The sequence below is a fragment of the Helicobacter ganmani genome, from assembly GCF_003364315.1.
Classification (GTDB): Bacteria; Campylobacterota; Campylobacteria; order Campylobacterales; family Helicobacteraceae; genus Helicobacter_D; species Helicobacter_D ganmani.
Genome location: NZ_NXLS01000003.1, coordinates 21,664 through 42,845, shown reverse-complemented (window position 1 = coordinate 42,845; position 21,182 = coordinate 21,664). Strand labels below are relative to the sequence as shown.

Below are 21,182 nucleotides of genomic sequence, written 5' to 3'. Positions count from 1 at the left end.
GGATTTCTTAGAATTTCTTGTTATTTGTTTCATTCAATACTTCGGTTGCAAGATTATCTACAACTTTGGAAATTTCTGCGCAAGAGTCCGCGATAGATTCATTCTCTCGCGTGAGTTGTTCTAATTTTTCTACTACTTGACTAATCTGTTCTACGCTTTTAGTTTCTTCTTTGACGGATTCACTCATATCATTAATGCCCTGCACAAGAACATTCACATTTGCTTCAATCTCATTTAAAGATTTTCCTGTTCTTTCTGCTAGTTTTCGCACTTCATCAGCAACAACTGCAAATCCTCTTCCGTGTTCTCCTGCTCTTGCTGCTTCAATGGCTGCATTAAGGGCTAAAAGATTGGTTTGGTCTGCAATGTCTTTAATCACATTGACGACTTGCCGAATATCATCACTTTGCTGGATTACTTCACTGCTTTTGCTTGCAACATTTTGCATAGAATCTGTGATTTCTGATACAGCTAAATTCGTTTGCTCTAGGGATTGGCTTTGTGCGTGAGAAGAAGCTTGCAGGTTTGCTACGCGTTCTTGTAAAGTGCTAGAATGCCCTTTGAGTGTTTGTGCGATTCCGCTAGAGTGTTGAAGCATATTTTGGATATAACTTCTTAAATCGTTGATGTTTTCTACTACACGAAGCAATGCACCTTTACTATTGCTTGTCTCTGCAATATGGGTAAAATCATCTCCTTTGTAGCTTTCTAGTGCCTTTTCAATGATTTCAAAGTTTTGATTAAGGTCTTGGAGTGTTTGATTGAGATAAAGTTTAATGTTGTTGAGTTGTTTATTGTTGGATTCAGCTTCTATAAATCTTCCAAAATTACCTTCTTTTGCATATTCAAGAGATTTTAATGTTTCTTGCACACAAGTGCGCTCTTTTTCTAAATTAGTTTGAATCTCTTTGATATTTTCGTTAATGGCTCTTGCCATTTCTCCCAATTCGTCATTGGTGTTAATATGGAGCAGTTTTACACTTGTAGTTTTGAGATGTAAGTAGTCAAAAAAGTCTAAGATTCCTTTGCGTAAAGTCTTAATGGGGTTAAGGATTTTGCGTGCAAAAATATTAATCAGCACGATAAGGATAATTGCAAAGATAAGCAATGAAATGGCTAGGAAAGTAGTGTTTTCACGAATGGATTGATATAAGGTTGCCTCGTCTCCTACTAAACAAACATTCCACGCAGTTAATGAGTTTAAAGAACAGATTCCGAATCTTTGGTGTTTATCTTGGTCAAAGAAAATAAATTCATTTTGATGGTTTTTGGATTTTTCTACTAATAATTTGGAGATTTCACTTTGGTTGAGGATTTCATCGGCATTTTGCGAAAGAATGATTTTGCCACTCGGGTCGGTTGCAAAAATTGTATAATGTTCGCCTTTTTGAAGGGATTCTAAATAGTTGTTTAATGGTTTTAATGCAATGTCTCCACTGACAACACCATAAAAATTGCCCTTGTGGTGGAGTGGTGCTCCAAAGCCAAAAACAGGAAGTTTTTTGCTTGCTTGCAACCACGCATTGTTTAAAATGATTGGTTTATTTTGCGCTTTCGTATCATAAAACCAACTGCGTTTGCGCGGGTCATAGCCACTTTCTGGAAAGACATGATTTCCATTGCTTCGGAGCATTCTTCCATTTTCCTCCACGCCAAAATATACAAGATTGAATCCGCTTGTTTTTTCAACAAGTTCTAGGCTTTTAGCAATGCTTGCTTCATCATCTAAATGATTAGCAATATCGTCTTTAAGTTGATTGATGGCAACTTGTTTTTCATTAATATAAGAAATGAGCAAGAGTTGGATAGAATTTAGCTTGCCTTGGTAGCTTTCTGTTTCAGATAATAGAGTGCTAGTTTTGGTCATTTGATATTGTAAAATCCCAAAAATTAAAAACCCAATTATTGCCGTGAATGTAATGCTTAATGTTGCTTTTAAGCTTAAAGATAACTTCATTGCTTTAACCTTTTCTTAAGATTAACTTTTTGTTAAGAATAGCATATAACAATTAAATCTTTCATTAATATTCCAAAATATCGGCAAAAGTTAATGATTTTTGAAAATTAGTAACATTGATTCAAAAATTGAATCTAAAAATTAGTGGTTTTGTAGTTGCAAGAGGAATTATGTTATAATCCGCAAAATTTCATAAATAAAAAGGATTTGATGATGATGCCAAGTGTTCAGCAGCTGCTCATTGTGCTATTGATTATTGTTGTGTTATTTGGAGCAAAAAAGATTCCAGATTTGGCTAAAGGCTTGGGTTCAGGAATTAAAAATTTCAAAAAAGCAGTCAAAGAAGAGGACGAAGAAATAACAGCACAAAATACGAAGATTGAACAAGACAAAAAGGAATCCGTAGCTAATCCTGCAAACGAGACAACAAAAGTATCCTAATGACACAAAATATCAAACAGATTATAGAGGAAGCGTTAGGGATTTCTAGTATTTTAGAAAAGCCACGCGACAAGAGATTTGGTCATTTTGCTTTGCCAACTTTTAGCTTTGCCAAAACTTTACGACAAAGTCCGCAAGCCATTGCACAAGAGTTTGCGCAAAAGTTAGAATCTTTGCCGCAAATTGCGAGTGTGAATGTGTTGAATGGTTACGTGAATTTTAGTCTAAGTGATATGTTTTTAGCGCAATGTGCGTGGAAATTCTTGCAACAAGATTCTGCAAGTCAAGCTTCAAATGTAGAATCGCAAGATGTGCAGGAGCGTATTTTGCTAGAATATGTGAGCGCAAATCCAACAGGTCCTTTGCACATTGGACACGCGCGTGGGGCAATCTTTGGTGATAGTTTGGCGCGTATTGGCAGGTTTTTGGGATTTTGCATTTCAACAGAATATTATATCAATGACGCAGGCACACAAATAGAAAATTTGGGTAAATCCATTTATTATGCTGGACGACATTTGTTTTTTGGCGCACCCTATGAGTTGCCGCAGGATTGCTATAAGGGTGAATATGTGCTTTTGTTAGCACAGCAAGCAAAGGATTCTTTGGGGTTGGAAGTTTTTGAAAATTTATCACAGATTGCAATCTTAAGTTGCTTTGGAAAAGATAAAATGCTAGAGGAAATCAAGGCAAATTTAGCACAAGTTGGAATCGTATTTGATAACTATGTGAGTGAAAAGGGGCTTTTTACGGCTTGGGATTCCACATTGCGCACACTTAAAGCGAACAATGGCGTCTATGAGCAAGAGGGTAAATTGTGGCTAAAATCTAGTGAATATGGAGACGAAAAAGACCGCGTCATTGTGCGTGAAAGTGGAGAGCCAACCTATCTTGCGGGAGATATTATTTATCACAGAGACAAGTTTATTCGCCCTTTTACGCGCTATATTAATATTTGGGGAGCAGACCATCACGGCTATATTGCGCGCGTGAAAGCCGCTATTAACTTTTTGGGATACGATAGCAATAAACTAGAGGTGCTTTTGTCGCAAATGGTTGCTTTACTTCAAGGGGGCGAAGCCTATAAAATGAGCAAGCGCGCGGGTAATTTTATTTTGATGAAAGAAATCGTAGAGGAAGTTGGTGCAGACGCTTTGCGTTTGATTTTTTTAAGCAAAAAAGCAGACACGCATTTGGAATTTGATATAGAAGAGTTGAAAAAACAAGATGCAAGCAATCCTGTGTATTATATCAATTATGCACACGCACGGATTCATACGCTTTTTACCAAATCACGTTTTGAGATTCAAGATTTTAAAAATACCCCCAAAGAGCAATATGTAGAATCTCTAAAAGAAATGGACGAAAACTTGCGTGATTTATTGGTGCTTTCACTCGGGCTTGATAAGGTGTTGTTAGATGCTTTTGTGCAACGCGCGCCCAATAAGGTTGTGGATTTTTTGAAAAATCTTGCAGGAGAGTTCCACCGATTCTATAATGAGACAAAAATTTTAACCACTGCCAAAGAAGAGCAGATTCTAAAAGTCTTAATTGTTGTTGCAAAGTCTTTAAATTTAGGGCTTGCGTTACTTGGTGTTAAAGCTAAAGAAAGTATGTAAAAGGAGTAATTTTGAGTAAAGCATTAATTTTTCCCGGTCAAGGCAGTCAGAGTATTGGAATGGGTAAAGACTTATTTGAGAATAGCACAGAGGTTAAGAGGTATTTTGAGCAAGCAAGTGAGATTCTAAAAGAAGATATGATAAAACTTTGCTTTGAAGAGAATGAAAAATTGAATTTAACACAATACACACAACCCGCGATTCTTTTGGTGAGTTATAGTGTATTTTCTCTTATTTTGCCAAAAATAAAAGATAAAATTTCTTTTGGGTTAGGGCATTCGTTGGGAGAATTTAGTGCGCTCTGCGCAAGTGGAGCTTTGAGCTTTGAGCAAGCCATTTCATTGGTTAGTAAGCGAGGATATTTAATGGAGGAATCCTGCAAGTCCAAAGCGGCAGGTATGATGGTTGTGCTTGGGCTAGAAGATAATATATTAGAAGAGTTTTGTGCAAAAAAACGCAATAGAGGCTTGAAAGTTTGGTGTGCAAATTATAATGGCGATGGACAAATGGTGCTTGCAGGAAGCAGAGAGGATTTATCCACCTTAGAAGTGGAGATTAAAGGATTGGGTGCAAAACGCGCCTTAATGCTTCCGATGTCTGTGGCAAGCCATTGTCCTATTTTAGAGGGAATGTGCGCAGATTTTAGGGTGTTGCTAGAGGAAGCATTGGGGGATTCCTTTGCCTTTCCTATTATTTCAAATGTAAATGCAAAACCTTATGGGAGTAAAGCACAAGCACTGGATTTGTTGGCAAAGCAGCTTGTTTCACCTGTGCTTTATAAACAATCCATTCGTGGGAATGATGCAGAGATTGAGGGTTTCATAGAGTGTGGAGGCAATGTGTTAAAAGGTTTAAATAAGCGATTGAGTCAAAAAGAAACGATTTCTTTGCAGACTTATGCAGAGATTCAAGATTTTTTACAAAAGGATTAAAATGACATTTGGTATTATTGGCGCGCTTCCAGAGGAGATTGCTCCTGTGCTTGCACACTACAAGGATTATGAAACTTTGGAGTTTGGTGGCAATACTTTTTATAAGATTAAAGCAGGAAACAAGACTGCAATGCTCGCATGTAGTCGTATCGGCAAGGTACATGCAGCATTGACCGCTAGCACAATGATTTTACATTTTGGTTGTGAAAAAATCATATTTAATGGAATTGCGGGCGCAATCAATCCAAGTTATAAAGTTGGAGATTTGCTTTTTGCAAGTAAATTGTGTCAGCACGATGTGGATTTGACAATTTTTGACTATCCTTATGGGTTTGTTCCTGGGAGTGAGACATTTGTCAAAAGTGATTCCACATTAAATGCGATTGCAAAAGAAGTGGCAAGTGAGCTTGGATTTCAAATTTATGAGGGAATCGTTGCTTCAGGGGACCAATTTGTCAATCAAAAAGACAAGAAACAATGGATACGTGAGACTTTTCAAGCGGACGCAGTAGAAATGGAGGGTGCAAGCGTAGCGGTGGTGTGTGAGAATCTCAAAGTGCCTTTTTGTATTCTTCGGACTATATCCGATAGCGTGAATGATGAGAAGCTAGAGGAATACAATGAGGAAGAAAGTGGTAAGAGAAACATTGCATTTGTAATTCAAATGATAGAAAAAATCTAATTTAAGGAGGTTTGGAAATGCGTTTAATTTTGGTGCGACATGCAAAAGCAGAGAATAGAGAAAAGTGGGTAGGCGAAGATGATATGAAACGACCGCTTACCAAAAAAGGTGTAAAACAAGCGAAAAAAATTGCAAAGTATATTGCAAAAAAATACCCCGATGTAGATGCAATTGTTTCATCGCTTGCTTTGCGTGCGTGTGATACTGCAAAGTATATTGCTAAAAAACAATCCCATAGCACTTTTTTCTTAAATCCAAATATTAATCCTGAAGAAGGATTACAAGGTTTTTTAGGGCATAAAGATGAGATTGAAGAAGATTGGCAAACTTTAGTTGTTGTTGGACACGAGCCAAGCATTAGTGAGTTTGTGCGATTTATCTGTGCTAAAGGAACTTTGAATTTGTATGTGGGTAAAGGTTGCGTGGTAGAATTAGAACGCGAAAGTGAGAATGATTGGCTGCTTGTAGGGTTGCATAATTTCTAAAGGGATTCTATGTTTTTGGGTTATTTGCCAGATGTGGCAAACAAATTTAAGAAAAATGAAGTGTTAAGCAGAATCTTTGGCTATCTTTTTGATGCTTTAGATGAAAGCAGTGAAGTGCATCAGAGGATTATAGCTTTAAAAGCGGGGGAGGAATTTGTGGTGTATTTTGAAGGGGGGGTGCGAGCCATTGAGCAGGCTTATAATACCAAAATGCCAAAAGAAGCTTTTTATGAAAGCCATAGTGAAATGGTTGATTTTCAAATGGTAGTTTTTGGCAAGGAGATTTTTTTTATCGCTCCAAATAGTCTTTGCGAGATTAAGAATCCTTTAGATGATGCACGCGATTTGATTGAATATCACGCAAGTGCTTTTCTTTCAAGCATTCAATTATTTCCCGGCAATCTTGCGGTGTTTGAAAGTCTTGATGTGCATGCGGGTGGAATCTCTGCAAATGCAGAATCTTCGCTTGTGCAGAAAGTAGTTGTTAAAGTTCCTAAACAATATGTTAAATTAAACTTTTAAGCTTTGGTTTGGCATTGTGGGCAGATTCCAATCATTGCGATAGAGATTTCTTTGATTTTGTAAGAAGAAATATCGGTGCAAGCGGTTTTGAGTGATTCCACGGAAGAATTAAGTGCCATATCTGTGATTTTTCCACATTTTTCACAAACAAGATGCATATGCTGGTTTTTCACAAGCTCATAACGTTGCTTTTGGTTGGGAAATTTCACTTCATCAATAATTCTTGCTTCCTGCATAGAAGCAAGGTTTTTGTAAATTGTAGCAAGAGACATTGAGGGATTGCTCTCTTTGACATTTTCATAAATTTCATCAATGCTGATATGTCCAAATTTTTGGATTTCTTTCAGGATTGCTAAACGTTGGGGAGTAATTTTGAGGTGATTTTCTTTTAAAATTTTTTCAAACATTTCAATATCCTAATAATATGGGCTAATAAAATTTTATTCTTAAAAATTAATTTTACAAAAATTATTTTTATTTATCAAGAAAGATTATCAATAAATAATTACACAAAGTAATCATTTATTTTTTATGGAATGGAAAGATTTTGTGATGAATGAATTATTTAGGAATCTTAATTTGCATCGATACGACTTTAAAGGCTTGAGATTAATTTTGCCTTTTATTATTTTTTGATACAATCACAAATTATTTTGTTATTTTTTAGGAGTAAATACCATGAGAAGCCATTATTGCGCAGATTTGGGAGAGCAAAATATTGGAGAAATGGTGAGTTTATGCGGTTGGTGTAATACTTATCGCGACCATGGAGGAATCGTTTTTATTGATTTACGCGACCGCAGCGGGCTTGTGCAACTTGTGTTTGACCCGAAGGATAGCGCAGAGGCGCATAAAATTGCGAGCGAAGTGCGTGATGAATATGTTTTGTTGGCAAAAGGAAAAGTGCGCGCAAGAGGCGAGGGACTAGAGAATCCTAAACTAAAAACAGGGAAAATTGAGGTGTTGGTGGAATCTCTAAAGATTGAAAACAAAAGTCTAACACCTCCTATTGCGGTAGGAGATGAAAGTGTGGGGGAAGATGTGCGCTTGAAATATCGCTATTTGGATTTGCGCAATCCGCGTTTGCAAGAGATTTTTATCACGCGAAGCAAGGTGGCACAAGCGACAAGAAATGCGTTAAGTAGCTTGGGATTTTTAGAGGTTGAAACTCCGATTTTAACGAAAGCAACGCCAGAGGGTGCGCGGGATTATCTTGTGCCTAGTCGTGTGCATCACGGCGAATTTTATGCCTTGCCCCAAAGCCCTCAATTATTTAAGCAGCTGCTGATGATTAGCGGATTTGATAAGTATTTTCAGATTGCAAAATGTTTCAGAGATGAAGATTTGCGACTTGATAGGCAACCAGAATTTACGCAAATTGATGTGGAAATGAGTTTTTGCACCCAAGACGATGTAATGTCGGCTGCAGAAGCGACGCTTAAGGCGATTTTTGGAGTTTGCGGAATCGCAATCCAAACTCCTTTTGAACATCATACTTATAAAGAAGTAATGGAATCTTATGGCAGCGATAAACCAGATTTGCGTTATGAGTTGCCCTTAGTGGAAGTGTCAGATTTGTTTGCGGAATCTAGCAATGAGATTTTTGCTAAGATTGCTAAGGATTCCAAAAATAATCGTATTAAAGCCCTGTGTGTGCAAAAAGGCGATACATTTTTCACACGCAAAACTTTGGGAGAGGCAGAGGAATTTGTGCGCAAATTTGGAGCAAAAGGTTTGGCGTATATCCAAATCAAAGAAGAGGGCGCAAAAGGTCCTTTGATTAAATTTTTGAGTGAGGCAAATCTCAAAAATCTCATAGAACGCGTAGGGGCAAAAGTCGGAGATATTGTATTCTTTGGAGCGGGAGAGAAAAAAATCGTATGGGATTATATGGGACGTTTGCGTCAGAAAATTGCCCAAGATATGGGGCTTATTGATGAGAATCTTTATAGATTCTTATGGGTTGTGGATTTTCCTATGTTTGAACGCAATGAAGATGGCAGTGTATCGGCTCTACACCACCCTTTTACAATGCCCAAAAATTTAGATGTAGAAGATGTTGAAGAGATTAGCTCTGTGGCTTATGATGTCGTATTAAATGGTTTTGAAATCGGTGGCGGAAGCATTAGGATTCATAAAGAAGAGATTCAAAGCCGCGTGTTTAAATTGCTTGGAATTAGCGAGGAAGAGGCAAAAAATAAATTTAGCTTTTTGCTTGAAGCTTTGCAATTTGGCGCGCCACCGCACGGCGGAATTGCATTTGGCTTAGATAGGATTATTATGTTGCTTTGCAAGGCAAATTCTATCCGTGATGTGATTGCGTTTCCTAAAACACAAAAGGCAACTTGTCCGCTAACAGATGCACCAAGTGAGGCAAGTGAGGAGCAATTAAGGGAGCTACATATCAAAGTAAGAGAAACCAAACAATAAAAGGAGAGATTTTATGAAAAAGTTATTTTTAGTCATCGGGGCACCCGGAAGTGGTAAAACTACGGACGCAGAGATTATTAGCAAGAATAATAGTGAGAGCATTGTGCATTATTCTACCGGGGAATTATTACGTGCAGAAGTGGCAAGCGGAAGTGAGCTTGGAAAGCTAATTGAGAGCTATACAAGCAAAGGGAATCTTGTGCCGCTTGAAATTGTCGTCAAAACAATTGTAGATGCGATAGCCAATGCGGTGAAAGATATTGTGCTCATTGATGGCTATCCTCGTAGCGTGGAGCAAATGTTGGAGCTAGATAAGATTCTAAAAGACAAAAAAGATATTGAGCTTGTCAGTGTGATTGAAGTAGAAGTAAGCAGAGAAACTGCTTGTGATAGAGTGCTTGGACGCGCTAGAGGTGCAGATGATAATGTAGAAGTATTCAATAATCGTATGGAAGTTTATCAAACACCGCTCAAGGAGATTCAGGATTTTTATAGCAAAAAAGCTGTGTTGAAAAAAATCAGTGGTGAGCGCACGATTGAGGAAATTACTTCCGAAATGGAAGCTTTTATTAAATCTAAAATTTAGTAGAGATTCTACTTAAATTATTAAAGGATAAAAAGATGAATGTATCAAAAATCAGTGTAGGAGAGAATCCTAATAAACTCAATGTTATAATTGAGATTCCTTATGGAAGTAACATTAAATATGAGATTGATAAGGAATCTGGTGCAGTCGTGGTAGATAGGGTAATGTATAGTGCAATGTTTTATCCTGCGAATTATGGTTTCGTTCCAAATACACTAAGTGATGATGGAGACCCAGCAGATGTGTTGGTGCTAAACGAATATCCTTTGCAGGCTGGAAGTGTAATTAAAGCGCGTTTGATTGGTGTTTTGATTATGGAAGATGAAAGTGGAATGGACGAAAAACTCCTTGCTGTGCCTATTAGTAAGATAGATCCAAGATACGATAGAATCCAAAGCCTAGAGGATTTGCCACAAATCACATTAGATAGGATTAAAAATTTCTTTGAAACTTATAAGGCTTTAGAACCAAATAAATGGGTGAAAGTTAAGGAATACAAAGATTTAAATGCTGCCAAAGAAATTTTGGATAAAGCAATCAAAAATTACAAATAAATTTTTAGGTTGTTTCAAAAATTCATTTTTGGTGCATAATGTTGCAAAATTCTACACTAAAAACACCAAAGTGGTTTAGTTGATTTTGTCTTTTAAGAAGATTTTGTATAAAATACATAGAATCTCACAGAGGTTGAGTGAATAATATTTGTGTTAGGAGATTTAGGAAAATGAAAAAAATTCTTTTAGTTTCAGTTTTGGCTGTATTTGGATTAATAGGGTGCGGTGGAGACAATAATAAAGAAGCTAGTGCCGCTGCTAAGGGGGATTCCAATAAGGTTTATGAGGTGAAATTCGCGCATGTTGTGAGCGCAAATACACCAAAAGGGAGAGCAGCGGATTTCTTTGCCAAAAGAGTGGAGGAGCTCACAGAGGGGAAAATTAAAGTGCATGTATTTCCTTCAGCACAACTTGTAGATGATGACAAGGTTTTTCAAGAACTTAAACGCAACAATGTGCAACTTGCAGCACCTAGTTTTTCAAAATTTACGCCTTTTGCAAAAGAGTTTAATCTTTGGGACGTTCCTTTTATTTTCCGCGATACTGAACATTTGCATAAAGTAATGGATGGAGAAGTAGGAAAAATCCTAAAAGATGTGATTTCAAGTAAAGGTTACATTGCGCTTGATTATTGGGACGCAGGATTCAAACAATTTAGCACAAACAAAAAACCAATCATAGAACCAAGTGATGCAGAAGGGCAAAAAATGAGAATTATGAGTTCTAAAGTGCTAGAAGAACAAACAAAAGCTGTCAAAGCGATTCCGCAAGTTTTGCCTTTTGGTGAAGTGTATTCTGCATTGCAAACAGGTGTAGTAGATGCGGCAGAAAATCCGCTTTCTAACCTCTATAATTCTAAATTCTATGAAGTGCAAAGCTCTATTACGATTTCAAATCATGGTTATTTGGGATATTTAGTTGTTGCAAGTGAGAAGTTTTGGAAAGAATTGCCACAAGATTTGCAAGAGAAATTTTCTACTGCAATGCGCGAAGCAACAATTTTTGAACGCGAAGAGAGTGCTAAGGAAGAAAAAATGTTGCTAGATAAATTAAAAGCTGATGATAAGACAAATACAACCATCTATGAGTTAGATGAAGCACAAAAACAACGATGGCAAGATGTGATGATTGCAATCTACCCTAAGTTTTATGATTTAATCGGCAAAGATTTGATTGAGAAAACGCTGAATACAAAATAATCTTGCAGATTATTTTTGAAAGGTTTATTTTGCGCAATTTATTATTAATGATTCAGAAACCTTTTTTGTGGGCACATAAGGATTCTGGTGTCAATAAGCTTTTTGCTATTTTAGACAAGATTATTGCAGGAATCAATAAAAATGTTGCAGTCATTGGAATGGCACTTGGAATCGCAATTACCGCAATTAATGTGAGTGTGCGTTACATTGCGGGATTCTATCCAGAGATTGGCTCGCTCACTTGGGCAGAGGAAGTAGCAAGATATTGTTTTTTGTGGTCAGCATTTTTTGGTGCGGCGTATGGATTTAGAAAGGGTGTGCATATTTCTGTAACTATGCTAGTTGAGAAGTTTCCACCAGCACTTGCCAAAACTTGTGTGCTATTAACACATATCCTCAATTCTATTTTTCTAGGCTTTATGTTTTATGCTAGTTTAATGGTTTGCTATTTGAACTATGAAATTGGTTATATGAGTGAAGCGTTACACGAAGTGCCTTTGTGGGTGTTTCTCCTTTGTTTGCCTATTGCATTTTTAGGAGCAACTTATCGTTCCATAGAAAAAATCTATGAAGTTTCTTGGACAGATGCAGACAAAGTTGTAAAAAATGCAGAGGAAGAGATGATTCACGATTCTGTGATTAAAGATTAGTAAAATTTGGAGAATTAATGAGTGTTGCATTTTTGCTAATTGTATTGTTTGGTTTGTTATTAGTAGGTGTGCCAGTCGCCATTTCTCTTGGGGTAAGTGCGGTAATTACAATGCTGTTGTTTAGCTCTTATGATGTTATGGGTGTGCCTGAAATTATGCTTAATGGCTTAAAACCTGCTTTAATGGCGATTCCAATGTTTATTTTGGCGGGTTCTTTGATGAGCAAAGGAAGCTCTGCACAAAGAATCGTAGATTTTGCAAGAAGCATTGTGGGGCATTTACCCGGTGGTCTCCCAATGAGTGCGATTTTGGCTTGTATTATCTTTGCTGCTGTGAGTGGAAGTTCTCCTGCGACGGTTGTTGCGATTGGTTCTGTAATGTTTGTGGCTCTTAGCCAAGCAGGCTATCCCAAAAGCTATTCAGTAGGGGCGATTACTTCTGCGGGAAGTCTTGGGATTTTGATTCCACCTTCTGTTGTAATGATTGTTTATGGGGTAACTGCGGAAGTTTCTATTGAAAAATTATTTATGGCAGGCGTTATTCCGGGTGTAATGATTGGTGGAATGATGATGGTTTATGCGTATTTTGGTGCGAGACGATTAGGATTCAAAGCGACAGAACCTGCAAAATTTAGTGAGCGTTGGGCTAAATTCAAAGAAGCATTTTGGGCATTACTCATTGTGATTGTGGTGATTGGCGGAATCTACGCAGGGCTTTTCACAGCCACAGAGGCAGCGGGAATTAGTGCAGTATATGCTTTCATTGTATCTATTTTTGTTTATAAAGATATTAAGATAAAAGAGCTTTATGGAGTGCTTTTGGACGCAGCAATTACCACAGCAATGATTTTCTTTATCATTGGCTTTGCGGTTGTGTTTGCGCATTTCCTCACAAGTGAGCGGATTCCACATATGATTGCTGAATCGCTAGTGAATATGAATATGAGCTGGTGGTTATTCTTGATTTTAGTGAATATCGCACTTTTTATTATGGGACAATTTATGGAGCCTAGCTCTGTCGTGATGATTATGACACCTTTATTATTGCCGATAGCTTTACAACTAGGAATTGACCCGATTCACTTTGGAATCGCAATGATTGTCAATATGGAACTAGGTATGCTAACCCCGCCTGTGGGCTTAAATCTCTTTGTAGCAAGCTCGCTTACGGGTTTAAGTCTCAAAGATGTTACCCTCTCGGTAATTCCTTGGCTCTGTGTCTTGCTCTTAGGGCTTGGGCTTGTTACTTATGTGCCAGAAATTTCACTTTGGTTGCCAAATTTACTTGATTAAATTTAAGGTTTGCAAGGTGTAAGGGTGGAAGAATCACTGTTTGGGTTTTTTGAGAGTGCTCCACATTTAATCAGCTTAGTCGCAGGGATTCTAACTTTTATTAGCCCTTGCATTTTGCCACTTATTCCTGCATATCTCTCGTATATCTCTGAAATTTCACTACGAGAAATGAAAGATTCTAAAAACTTGGATTTAAGGAAGCGATTTAGAATCTTAAGAAGCGCAGTATTTTTTGTTTTGGGATTTGGAATCGTTTTTGTCCTATTGGGTGCAGTGGCTGCTAGAATCTTACAAGGATGGATTCTTTTAAGCCCTATTTTGCGTTATCTTGCAGGTGGAATCTTAATTATCTTTGGGCTGCATATCTTAGGAATTTTGAGGATTCCATTTTTAAATTATACAAAAAACTTTTGCACAGAATACAACTTTTCTTTTTTGAAAGACTTTTTCGCCCCCTTTTTGCTTGGCGTGAGTTTTGCACTCGGTTGGACGCCTTGCGTGGGTCCAATTTTGGCAAGCATTATTTCCCTAGCTAGTTTAGAAGAGGGAAGCGGAATTGCATTGCTTGTGATTTACACGCTTGGACTTTCGCTCCCTTTCTTGTTTTGCGCACTACTCATTGGCTATGCTTTTAATTTTTTAGAATGGATTAAGGCTTATTTTAAGTGGATTGAATGGTGTGCAGGAGGGCTTTTGATTTGCATTGGAATCCTTGTTGTAAGTGGAGGAATGAGCGCATTATCCGCTTATCTTGTAGGGATTTTGGGCTAGGATTCTGTGATGATGTTAAAAAATTTTGTGGATTTAGATGAGATAGAAAAGGTTTTGGTGTTTGGGTGGCGCAATCACCTAAAAATTGCCCCTTTGATGAGAACACAGACGATTACGCTAAAAGAACACTTGCAATTTATGGAATCCTTGAAGCAGGATTCCACGAAACAATATTTTTTGGCTTTGCAAGACGATGAAATCTTGGGGGTGCTTTGCTTTATAGACATTCAGCACGGAATCTCTTGTGAGTTTGGAATCTATCAAAACCCAGATTTAAAGGGATATGGAGCGGCATTAATGGAAGCAATGCTAAAATACGCGCAAGAGACGCTAGGAGTTGTGAAAATTTACGCCTGTGCCTTGAACACGAATCAAAAGGCGATTTCTCTTTACCAAAGATTTGGTTTTCAATTTACAAATAAGGACGCGCAAATGAGTTATTTCGTATTCTCTGCGGGGGGGGGGGCAATAAAAGCCACTTTACTCCATTTTTTTTCCACACAAACTACAATTTTAGCTACACAGGATTATTCACTTCTTGCTTACAAAATACACAAAGCTTCCAAAAATGTGGAATCGCAAAGCTTAAGGGCGATTCCAAGCCCATTTTTAAGCCTATGCGCGTAAAGGTGGCATAGATGAAGGTGGCGATTCTTACTTCTCCAAACCAGTGGTTTATCCCTTATGCAAAAGAGCTAGAAAGCAAGATTCCAAATGCCAAGCTGTATTTTTCTCATAAAGATTTAAAGGAATCTTATGGAATCGTTTTTATCCTCTCCTATCATCAACTAATAGAGCAAGAGTTTTTAGATTTGCACGAATACAATCTCGTGATTCACGCGTCTGCACTACCCAAAGGCAAAGGTTGGTCGCCTCTTTTTTGGCAGGTGCTAGAGGGTAAGGATTCCATTGTTTTTACGCTTTTTAGAGCAGATGCAAAAGCAGATAATGGCGCGATTTATTTGCAAGAAACTTTGCATTTAAGCGGATTAGAGCTTTATGAGGAACTAAGAGACAAGCAAGCCAAGATGTGCCAAAAGCTATGTTTGGAGTTTTTGGAAAAATTCCCAACTTTAAGTCCAAAGGCGCAGAGCGGAGAGGAGAGCTTCTACCCTAAGCGAAGCCCAAAAGATAGTGAGCTAGATATTGCAAAAAGTTTGGAGTCGCAATTTAATCTTTTGAGGATTGTGAGCAATGAGGAGTTCCCTGCGTTTTTTATTAAAGAGGGTAAAAAATTTGTGCTAAAAATCTATGTCTGCGATTCTGCCGATTCTGCGGGGGGGGGGGAATAATTTAGAGATTCTTTGCTTGGAGCTAGAGGATTATGTTGTTTTAAGTGATTTGGAAAAGAAAGAGGTTTTGCAATGGCGCAACCATCCTGAAGTTGCCAAAAATCTTTATAATCAAAAGGAAATTTCGCTTGCAGAACATTTTGCCTTTATAGAATCCTTAAGGCAGAATCCCCAAAAACAATATTTTCTTTTGCGATTTTGTGGGGTTGGATTGGGGAGTATTAATTTTGGTAAGAAAAGTAGTGAGGAAGTGGAGTTTGGATTCTTTGGCAATCCGAACCTAAGCCTAAGCGGAATCGGACGCGTTTTAGAACAAGTGAGCTTGGTGTTTGCCTTTGATATTTTGGGAGCTAGGCAGCTTACTTTGGAAGTCTTTGCGCTCAACAAGCAGGTAATAAATTTGCATAAGAAATTCGGCTTCCAAATCAGTAAAGAAAAGGAAGTCAAGGGCGAAAAAGTGCTAGAGATGTGCAAAGATAACACAAGAATCTTGCCACTTCGTCATTGCGGGGTGGAGTGAAACAACAACGAAACAATCTGTCATCTTGCATACAGAAAACTTTACAATGGAATCCTAAAAGGTGAGATTCTGCATTATGTGTCGCAAAAAGCCTAAAGATTTTCTTGTGATGGCAATAAAAGAATAGTGTGAAAGAGGGAAGTGCTTACAAGGGTGCTTAAATTATTAAGGAGATAGGTTTTGAGAATTTGGACTCCGCTAAGATAACTCCGAGAAGAGTTAAGAATGCACCAAATAGGGCTAAAATAGAGAGTTTTTCTCCCAAAACAAAAAAAGAAACAATAATAGTAATGAGAGGTGTTAAATAAACATAAACATTTGTTTTAATAGCACCGATAAGTAGTGTTGCGTGATTCCATAATAAAAAGCATAATCCTGAAGCAAAAAGTGCTAAAAAAATCAGATTAAAAGCGATTTTTGGATCTAATAAAAGTATTAAATTTGGAGCAAAATCCAAAAATAAAAAGCTCGGCAGCATTCCTAAAATTCCATAAAAGATTATGCGGCGTGTAATCAAGATAAGATTTCCTCTCTTGTGCATAATCTTGAGGATTAAAAGTGAGTAAGCTGCCCAGCCAAGTGCCGATAAAAGCGCAAAACTATCACCCAAAGGGTTAAAGGAGAATCCCTCATCTTCATAGCTTAAAAGCACGATTCCGCTCATACACAAGATAAAGGCAACAAAAAAGATAAATGAAAGTTTTTCGATTTTTAAAAATGCTGCAAGTAGCGCAGTAAAAAGTGGTGCTGTTGCAATGATGACACTGACATTTGATACTTTAGAATAATCCATTGCAAGATTTAAAAAGAGATTGTAAATTGTGATTCCGCTAAGTCCGGCTAGAATTAGATAAGATTCGTCCTTTAGGGTAGATTTTAGGAATCTTGGACATAAAATAAACAAAAAACAATAACCAATTTAGGAATATCGGTGTTTAGGTAATAGTGTGTTTCTCCATCTATGATACGCCAAGGGAAGTGAAAGTTAGCGTGTGCGGATTTTTTAAAATCATCATTTAAGATTCTATCTACAATAGTAATCACATTGTAATCTTTCTTTAGTTCAGTGATGAGATTACCATAATTGGAACGATAGGTGGGATAATAAGAGACAATAGCAATATTCTTTCTTTTAGAGCTTAGGGATTCCTTGATTTTTTGGGTGGTAAGTTGAATGAAAGTATTGATTTGGTATTGAGTATTCATAGTAAGTCCTCTTGAATAAAGTTTAAAATCTCTTGCGTCTTGGTTGGTGCTAGATTTGGCAAATCTTTTAGGGTTTGCCTAACAAAAACAGCACACTAGGCTTTAAAAATTGTAGATTAAACATAAGAGCAAGTGTAGAGAGGTCTGTGATGAGGGTATCACAGCTTCTAGCACCCGATAAGGATTTTATGGATTTAATAGAGGGGAGGGAGTCTAAAATTACCTTATTGTAAGATTTTGGAGTTTTAGGGTTTGGAAGATAGAGGACTTCATTTATTTTGCCCCCCCCCCCCCATTATTTGCTTTTAGTAAGCATTCAAGCACAGAAATGTCATAACCACATAAAACATTGGCGTGCAGAATGTCTTGAGATTCTCTAAAGCTTGGCGCATAAACAAGTTTCATTTAGTTTCCTTTGTAATGGTATTTGTAGTGTCATATTTCTTTGGAATATTCATCCAAGTTTTAGCTGCGCGTTTAGCAGTCTCTAAAGCTGCGTCCATTCCACCTGCAAGAGAAAAAAGCCAATATTTATGTGCATAAAGCCAATCAATTTGTTTGACTTGCTTTTCAATAAGGGTATGCACAGGGCGCACGACAATTTTAGCAAATTCTAATTCTTGATGCACGATGTAGGATTGCACAGCGTCAATGAAAACTTTAATAAAAGCGTCTTCTAAAAAGAAATTTTTGACATCATCAATTTCCTCTAGCAATTTATCCATTTTGGTAAAATTGATTTTTTCTAGTTTATTTTCACGATTCAATCGTTCTAACTCTTCTGTCATTTTGACAACTCTTAAAAATAGTTTTTCTACCATTTTTTTCTTTTTGTAGCCATAGTCTAAAAATTCTTTCACTTTTGCTTCCATTTGTTTTTTGTTGGCAGCAATTTCTGCTTTGGTAGGTGGTGTAAGCTGAATAAGAGATTTTTTTACTTTTGGTAGGGATTCTAGCACTTCTTGGAATGGAATCTCTTTTGTCCCCTCTATCCTTGCTCCTCCCTCTGTGGCATTAATCACTTCTAGTGGATAAGGTGTTTCAGTAATATCTTTTTCAAAGAAATTCAAAAACATTTTCCAAACATTGTTTGTTTCTACAAAGCCTTTTCCGCCATAAGCAGGAACTAAAATTTTTTCTAACGCGTTATCGGATTTTTTGTATTGAGATTCATTTTCGCCAAAAATCGCATCTTTGGAATGTGTTTTGCCATCAGGCGAAAAGGCTAAATCCTGCCCGATAAAAATACATTTTTCAAATTTACTATGCACAATTAACTCATAAGCCATATTTGCAGCACTCATTCCGATTCCTGCATAACCATATTCTTTTAAATCAAAAAATCTTGTGTAACCAAAGGGGCGCATACTATAAGTTTTTATGCCTTGCGTGATAGAGTTTTTTGTTTCTTGATGCACGATACTCGTAAGCGCGAAAATAATATTTTTTTGCGCGGATTTTGGAGTTTTTTTGTAAAAATCCGCAGTAGGTTCTACGCGTTCTAAGGTTACAACAATATCGGGTTTAATTCCGTGTTTAGTGAGAATTGGGAAAGAAGCATCTACGCAAAAAATTGTGAGGTAAGGTGCATATTGCTTTAAAAGCGGTAATTGCTTATAAAGCGAAGGTCCTGTAGAAACAATCACGGCGGTATTTGTGTTTTTGACTTTTGAAATAAGTTCTTTCATAGAGGGTGTTGTAATCATTTCTGGGAGATTTTGTAGGTGATGTTCTAGTCCGATGAGTGCGTCTGTAGAATCGTTCCCCACAGAAATGACGTGGTGTCCTAGAGAGCGCGTGATGATTGAGTTTAAATTCAAGCATTCTTTATCGTATCGTCCATAATAGCTATTGTAAAGATGTAAGTTGTAAATGCGAGAATAAATCCATTGTCCCTCACTTGCCAAATATGAATCTAATTCCCCAAAACTTATTGTTCCCGTCCAAAAAATCAAAAGTTTTCCCGCTGCAATTTCTGCACTGAAGTCTGCGAAATTTAGCGCAATATAGATGATTTCTAGCTCTGGCTCAAAAATAAAAAGTTTTTTTATCGTTTTTGAATTTTCATTGAGTAAGAGACGATAAAAGATTCCATTGCCAAAGCCAAAAAAATAAAAAAATGGATAGAGCTTGAAAGGTTCAAATTCTTTCATTTTTTCTAATGTTTGCACTAGCGGTTCTTTGGCATAAAGTGCAGTTTTGTTTTCCTTGTCGTAAATATTAATATTCAAAGGGTCTTGCCCGATATAGACTTCGTATTTTTTATTGGGTTCTAAAATTTGGAGTTGTGCTGCGAGTAAGGGATTGACTTTAAAGAGGGCTTTAAGATTTTTATCAAAACGGGAATTTAGAGATTGGGACATAGGGATTCCTTAAGTTTGGTGAAAATAAAATACGGAAAAGATTATAGCAAAAAAGCCCAAAAAGTTGGGCTTTAGTTATTGTAAAAGTTTAAGAACATTTTGTTGCACTTGGTTAGCTTGCGCCATTGCAAAGCTTCCGGATTGCGCTAGAATGTTTGTTTTAGAGAAGTTTGCAGATTCGCTTGCGAAATCCACATCACGGATTTGAGATTCTGCAGATTTGACATTGACTTGTGTTACGGTAATGTTGTTAATGGTTACAACAAGTTGTTGTTGCACAGAACCCAAATCTGCACGGATTCTATCTAGATGTTCTTGCGCAGATTGTGCCATATCCATAACTGCCATTGCACCTTCCATACTTGTTACACCTGCTCCGATTCCACCTTTATTGACAAATGCTACTGCAGTATTGTAGTTCGCACCAATCGCAGAGGCAATATCTGCGCCAAACTCTCCATTGACGCTACGGAGATTGACGGTGTATTGTGCTAATCCAGAGCCTGCTGCAATGTTTGCTGCGCCAGAGTGCAAACCAATTTGAGAGAAATTTGCACCAGAGACTAAAATATCTCTTGCATTAAGGCGAATCAAGGTTAAGCGTCCAACAATTGCGTGTGTTGTGCCTGAAACTCCAGCAAAAGAACCACCAGCAGTTAGAGGAGCATTTGCACTATTGACACCATTAATCACGTGTGAGCCACCATCTACTTGCACAGAAATTGCGCGTCCGTCGTTGCTTGTGAGTTGCAATGCGCCCGAGATACTAAGAGAGGCTTGCACCCCTGTGCGCTCTTTTTGTGCATTGATTGCAGCAATGAGCTTGCCATCATAGTCGTTTTTCATTACATCGTTGATGTCTCCGATTTTGATTCCGTTGATTGTAAGTCCGCGCACGGTTCCAGAACCAATTGCGCCTGCTCCTTGTCCTTGCACGATATAAGTCGCACGCACGCCTAATGTGTCAGAGTTTTTGTTGATTGCTTCTGCAAGAGCACCGATTCCTGTTCCAGCAGTTGTAGAGATTCTCACAGATTCAATTGCATAGTTGTTTGTGCCATCGGTATTTAAGAATCTAAGCGTAACTTCTGTCAAGCTACTTGTTCCAGCACTTACAGACATTTCAGCAGCAGTTTCATAGCGGACATGTCCAATTTTGTGAGAGTTTGTTGGCTGAATAGAAGCTTTTACTGTGGTGTTAGAATAAGCACCAATTTGGAATTCTTTGTTTGTAAAAGCACCAGAGAGCATTTGTTGCCCGTTGAAGCTTGTAGTATTTGCAATATTATCCAATTCTTCCATAAGTCTTAAAATATCACTTTGGAGAGCATTTCTTGTTGTTCTAGTTTGTCCGTCTTGTGCAGCTTGTGTTGCTTTGGTTTTGATTAAATCCAAGATTTTGATTTGCTCGTCCATCGCTTTATCTGCAGTTTGAATCATACCGATTGCGTCATTAGCATTGTTGGTAGCTTGTCCAAGAGCGGCAGCTTGAGAACGCAAACTATCGGCAATCGCCATTCCTGAAGCGTCATCTGCTGCTTTGTTGATTCGTAAGCCAGAGCTTAATTTCTCTAGCGATTCTGACATATTGCGATTATTCACAATTCCTGAAGTGTGCGCGTTTAACGCATTCACATTGGTGTATATCCTATAACTCATTATGCATCCTTTGCAAAAATTT

The 21,182-nt window shown here is 37.6% G+C and carries 23 protein-coding genes; 16 read left to right on the top strand and 7 right to left on the bottom strand.

What is annotated here, in order from left to right; all coding sequences use genetic code 11:
- Positions 1-7: 7 nt before the first annotated feature.
- The gene (locus CQA43_RS03805; RefSeq protein ID WP_115551296.1) at positions 8-1,957 is read right to left on the bottom strand and encodes a methyl-accepting chemotaxis protein; all 1,950 of its coding nucleotides are present in this window, start codon (positions 1,955-1,957) and stop codon (positions 8-10) included.
- A 210-nt stretch (positions 1,958-2,167) separates the two neighbouring features.
- Between CQA43_RS03805 and CQA43_RS03800 the strand changes: the two genes are divergently transcribed.
- Genes CQA43_RS03800 through CQA43_RS03775 form a run of 6 tightly spaced genes read left to right on the top strand, consistent with a single transcriptional unit; the run spans position 2,168 to position 6,638 of the window.
- Entirely contained in the window at positions 2,168-2,398 is a 231-nt protein-coding gene (locus tag CQA43_RS03800) for a twin-arginine translocase TatA/TatE family subunit (RefSeq protein WP_181881617.1), read from the top strand.
- Positions 2,398-4,017, top strand: coding sequence for an arginine--tRNA ligase (gene argS / locus CQA43_RS03795; protein WP_115551294.1), 1,620 nt, complete (start codon positions 2,398-2,400; stop codon positions 4,015-4,017). Before CQA43_RS03800 ends, argS begins: the two co-directional genes overlap by 1 nt.
- Before the next feature lie 11 nt (positions 4,018-4,028).
- Positions 4,029-4,949 (top strand): ACP S-malonyltransferase, encoded by a 921-nt coding sequence (gene fabD, locus CQA43_RS03790; RefSeq protein WP_115551293.1) that lies wholly within the window; start codon positions 4,029-4,031, stop codon positions 4,947-4,949.
- Position 4,950: 1 nt separating this feature from the next.
- Positions 4,951-5,631, top strand: coding sequence for a 5'-methylthioadenosine/adenosylhomocysteine nucleosidase (locus CQA43_RS03785; protein WP_115551292.1), 681 nt, complete (start codon positions 4,951-4,953; stop codon positions 5,629-5,631).
- Between the two features lie 17 nt (positions 5,632-5,648).
- Entirely contained in the window at positions 5,649-6,116 is a 468-nt protein-coding gene (locus CQA43_RS03780) for a SixA phosphatase family protein (RefSeq protein ID WP_115551291.1), read from the top strand.
- A gap of 9 nt (positions 6,117-6,125) precedes the next feature.
- The gene (locus CQA43_RS03775) at positions 6,126-6,638 is read left to right on the top strand and encodes a YhcH/YjgK/YiaL family protein (protein WP_115551290.1); all 513 of its coding nucleotides are present in this window, start codon (positions 6,126-6,128) and stop codon (positions 6,636-6,638) included.
- Here CQA43_RS03775 and CQA43_RS03770 read toward each other — a convergent pair.
- Positions 6,635-7,045: a Fur family transcriptional regulator gene (locus CQA43_RS03770; RefSeq protein WP_115551289.1), complete on the bottom strand. Its 411-nt coding sequence runs from the start codon at positions 7,043-7,045 to the stop codon at positions 6,635-6,637. The two genes, CQA43_RS03775 and CQA43_RS03770, sit on opposite strands and share 4 nt — an antisense overlap.
- Positions 7,046-7,316: 271 nt before the next feature.
- Here CQA43_RS03770 and aspS point away from each other — a divergent pair, with 271 nt between their 5' ends.
- The 10 genes from aspS (at position 7,317) to pseH (CQA43_RS03720) (ending at position 15,932) form a co-directional block, all read left to right on the top strand.
- Positions 7,317-9,068, top strand: a complete 1,752-nt coding sequence (aspS, locus tag CQA43_RS03765) for an aspartate--tRNA ligase (protein ID WP_115551288.1) — start codon at positions 7,317-7,319, stop codon at positions 9,066-9,068.
- Between the two features lie 13 nt (positions 9,069-9,081).
- Positions 9,082-9,654: an adenylate kinase gene (locus CQA43_RS03760; RefSeq protein ID WP_115551287.1), complete on the top strand. Its 573-nt coding sequence runs from the start codon at positions 9,082-9,084 to the stop codon at positions 9,652-9,654.
- A 35-nt stretch (positions 9,655-9,689) separates the two neighbouring features.
- The gene (ppa, locus tag CQA43_RS03755) at positions 9,690-10,208 is read left to right on the top strand and encodes an inorganic diphosphatase (RefSeq protein WP_115551286.1); all 519 of its coding nucleotides are present in this window, start codon (positions 9,690-9,692) and stop codon (positions 10,206-10,208) included.
- Between the two features lie 170 nt (positions 10,209-10,378).
- Entirely contained in the window at positions 10,379-11,407 is a 1,029-nt protein-coding gene (locus CQA43_RS03750; RefSeq protein WP_115551285.1) for a DctP family TRAP transporter solute-binding subunit, read from the top strand.
- Between the two features lie 47 nt (positions 11,408-11,454).
- Complete coding sequence (locus CQA43_RS03745; RefSeq protein ID WP_115551455.1) at positions 11,455-12,057, top strand: TRAP transporter small permease; 603 nt, start codon at positions 11,455-11,457, stop codon at positions 12,055-12,057.
- Positions 12,058-12,074: 17 nt separating this feature from the next.
- Positions 12,075-13,349, top strand: a complete 1,275-nt coding sequence (locus tag CQA43_RS03740; RefSeq protein ID WP_115551284.1) for a TRAP transporter large permease — start codon at positions 12,075-12,077, stop codon at positions 13,347-13,349.
- A 24-nt stretch (positions 13,350-13,373) separates the two neighbouring features.
- On the top strand, positions 13,374-14,120 hold the full coding sequence (locus CQA43_RS03735) for a cytochrome c biogenesis protein CcdA (protein WP_115551283.1): 747 nt from the start codon (positions 13,374-13,376) through the stop codon (positions 14,118-14,120).
- A gap of 9 nt (positions 14,121-14,129) precedes the next feature.
- On the top strand, positions 14,130-14,747 hold the full coding sequence (pseH, locus tag CQA43_RS03730) for a UDP-4-amino-4,6-dideoxy-N-acetyl-beta-L-altrosamine N-acetyltransferase (protein ID WP_181881616.1): 618 nt from the start codon (positions 14,130-14,132) through the stop codon (positions 14,745-14,747).
- An 11-nt stretch (positions 14,748-14,758) separates the two neighbouring features.
- Positions 14,759-15,412: a formyltransferase family protein gene (locus tag CQA43_RS03725; protein WP_115551281.1), complete on the top strand. Its 654-nt coding sequence runs from the start codon at positions 14,759-14,761 to the stop codon at positions 15,410-15,412.
- Positions 15,372-15,932, top strand: a complete 561-nt coding sequence (gene pseH, locus CQA43_RS03720; RefSeq protein ID WP_115551280.1) for a UDP-4-amino-4,6-dideoxy-N-acetyl-beta-L-altrosamine N-acetyltransferase — start codon at positions 15,372-15,374, stop codon at positions 15,930-15,932. The genes CQA43_RS03725 and pseH (CQA43_RS03720) overlap by 41 nt, the downstream gene beginning before the upstream one ends.
- 157 nt (positions 15,933-16,089) lie before the next feature.
- On the opposite strand, the gene CQA43_RS03715 is transcribed toward pseH (CQA43_RS03720), so the two are convergent.
- The 5 genes from CQA43_RS03715 to CQA43_RS03700 form a co-directional block, all read right to left on the bottom strand.
- The gene (locus CQA43_RS03715; protein WP_245944206.1) at positions 16,090-16,836 is read right to left on the bottom strand and encodes a DMT family transporter; all 747 of its coding nucleotides are present in this window, start codon (positions 16,834-16,836) and stop codon (positions 16,090-16,092) included.
- Positions 16,809-17,138: a hypothetical protein gene (locus CQA43_RS03710; protein ID WP_115551278.1), complete on the bottom strand. Its 330-nt coding sequence runs from the start codon at positions 17,136-17,138 to the stop codon at positions 16,809-16,811. Before CQA43_RS03710 ends, CQA43_RS03715 begins: the two co-directional genes overlap by 28 nt.
- 273 nt (positions 17,139-17,411) lie before the next feature.
- Positions 17,412-17,543, bottom strand: a complete 132-nt coding sequence (locus CQA43_RS09870) for a hypothetical protein (protein WP_281270099.1) — start codon at positions 17,541-17,543, stop codon at positions 17,412-17,414.
- The gene (locus CQA43_RS03705) at positions 17,540-19,501 is read right to left on the bottom strand and encodes a motility associated factor glycosyltransferase family protein (RefSeq protein WP_115551277.1); all 1,962 of its coding nucleotides are present in this window, start codon (positions 19,499-19,501) and stop codon (positions 17,540-17,542) included. Before CQA43_RS03705 ends, CQA43_RS09870 begins: the two co-directional genes overlap by 4 nt.
- Before the next feature lie 75 nt (positions 19,502-19,576).
- Positions 19,577-21,160: a flagellin B gene (locus CQA43_RS03700; RefSeq protein WP_115551276.1), complete on the bottom strand. Its 1,584-nt coding sequence runs from the start codon at positions 21,158-21,160 to the stop codon at positions 19,577-19,579.
- Between the last annotated feature and the right edge of the window lie 22 nt (positions 21,161-21,182).

What these genes read in the sequence shown, in the direction of transcription:
- CQA43_RS03705 (WP_115551277.1), bottom strand. Translation starts at nt 19,501, where the DNA reads ATGTCCCAATCTCTAAATTCCCGTTTTGATAAAAATCTTAAAGCCCTC.
- CQA43_RS03700 (WP_115551276.1), bottom strand. Translation starts at nt 21,160, where the DNA reads ATGAGTTATAGGATATACACCAATGTGAATGCGTTAAACGCGCACACT.
- CQA43_RS03800 (WP_181881617.1), top strand. Translation starts at nt 2,168, where the DNA reads ATGATGATGCCAAGTGTTCAGCAGCTGCTCATTGTGCTATTGATTATT.
- CQA43_RS03710 (WP_115551278.1), bottom strand. Translation starts at nt 17,138, where the DNA reads ATGAATACTCAATACCAAATCAATACTTTCATTCAACTTACCACCCAA.
- CQA43_RS03780 (WP_115551291.1), top strand. Translation starts at nt 5,649, where the DNA reads ATGCGTTTAATTTTGGTGCGACATGCAAAAGCAGAGAATAGAGAAAAG.
- CQA43_RS03760 (WP_115551287.1), top strand. Translation starts at nt 9,082, where the DNA reads ATGAAAAAGTTATTTTTAGTCATCGGGGCACCCGGAAGTGGTAAAACT.
- ppa (WP_115551286.1), top strand. Translation starts at nt 9,690, where the DNA reads ATGAATGTATCAAAAATCAGTGTAGGAGAGAATCCTAATAAACTCAAT.
- CQA43_RS03740 (WP_115551284.1), top strand. Translation starts at nt 12,075, where the DNA reads ATGAGTGTTGCATTTTTGCTAATTGTATTGTTTGGTTTGTTATTAGTA.
- CQA43_RS03745 (WP_115551455.1), top strand. Translation starts at nt 11,455, where the DNA reads ATGATTCAGAAACCTTTTTTGTGGGCACATAAGGATTCTGGTGTCAAT.
- CQA43_RS09870 (WP_281270099.1), bottom strand. Translation starts at nt 17,543, where the DNA reads ATGAAACTTGTTTATGCGCCAAGCTTTAGAGAATCTCAAGACATTCTG.
- CQA43_RS03750 (WP_115551285.1), top strand. Translation starts at nt 10,379, where the DNA reads ATGAAAAAAATTCTTTTAGTTTCAGTTTTGGCTGTATTTGGATTAATA.
- CQA43_RS03775 (WP_115551290.1), top strand. Translation starts at nt 6,126, where the DNA reads ATGTTTTTGGGTTATTTGCCAGATGTGGCAAACAAATTTAAGAAAAAT.
- argS (WP_115551294.1), top strand. Translation starts at nt 2,398, where the DNA reads ATGACACAAAATATCAAACAGATTATAGAGGAAGCGTTAGGGATTTCT.
- pseH (WP_181881616.1), top strand. Translation starts at nt 14,130, where the DNA reads ATGATGTTAAAAAATTTTGTGGATTTAGATGAGATAGAAAAGGTTTTG.
- CQA43_RS03725 (WP_115551281.1), top strand. Translation starts at nt 14,759, where the DNA reads ATGAAGGTGGCGATTCTTACTTCTCCAAACCAGTGGTTTATCCCTTAT.
- CQA43_RS03785 (WP_115551292.1), top strand. Translation starts at nt 4,951, where the DNA reads ATGACATTTGGTATTATTGGCGCGCTTCCAGAGGAGATTGCTCCTGTG.
- CQA43_RS03770 (WP_115551289.1), bottom strand. Translation starts at nt 7,045, where the DNA reads ATGTTTGAAAAAATTTTAAAAGAAAATCACCTCAAAATTACTCCCCAA.
- aspS (WP_115551288.1), top strand. Translation starts at nt 7,317, where the DNA reads ATGAGAAGCCATTATTGCGCAGATTTGGGAGAGCAAAATATTGGAGAA.
- pseH (WP_115551280.1), top strand. Translation starts at nt 15,372, where the DNA reads ATGTCTGCGATTCTGCCGATTCTGCGGGGGGGGGGGAATAATTTAGAG.
- CQA43_RS03805 (WP_115551296.1), bottom strand. Translation starts at nt 1,957, where the DNA reads ATGAAGTTATCTTTAAGCTTAAAAGCAACATTAAGCATTACATTCACG.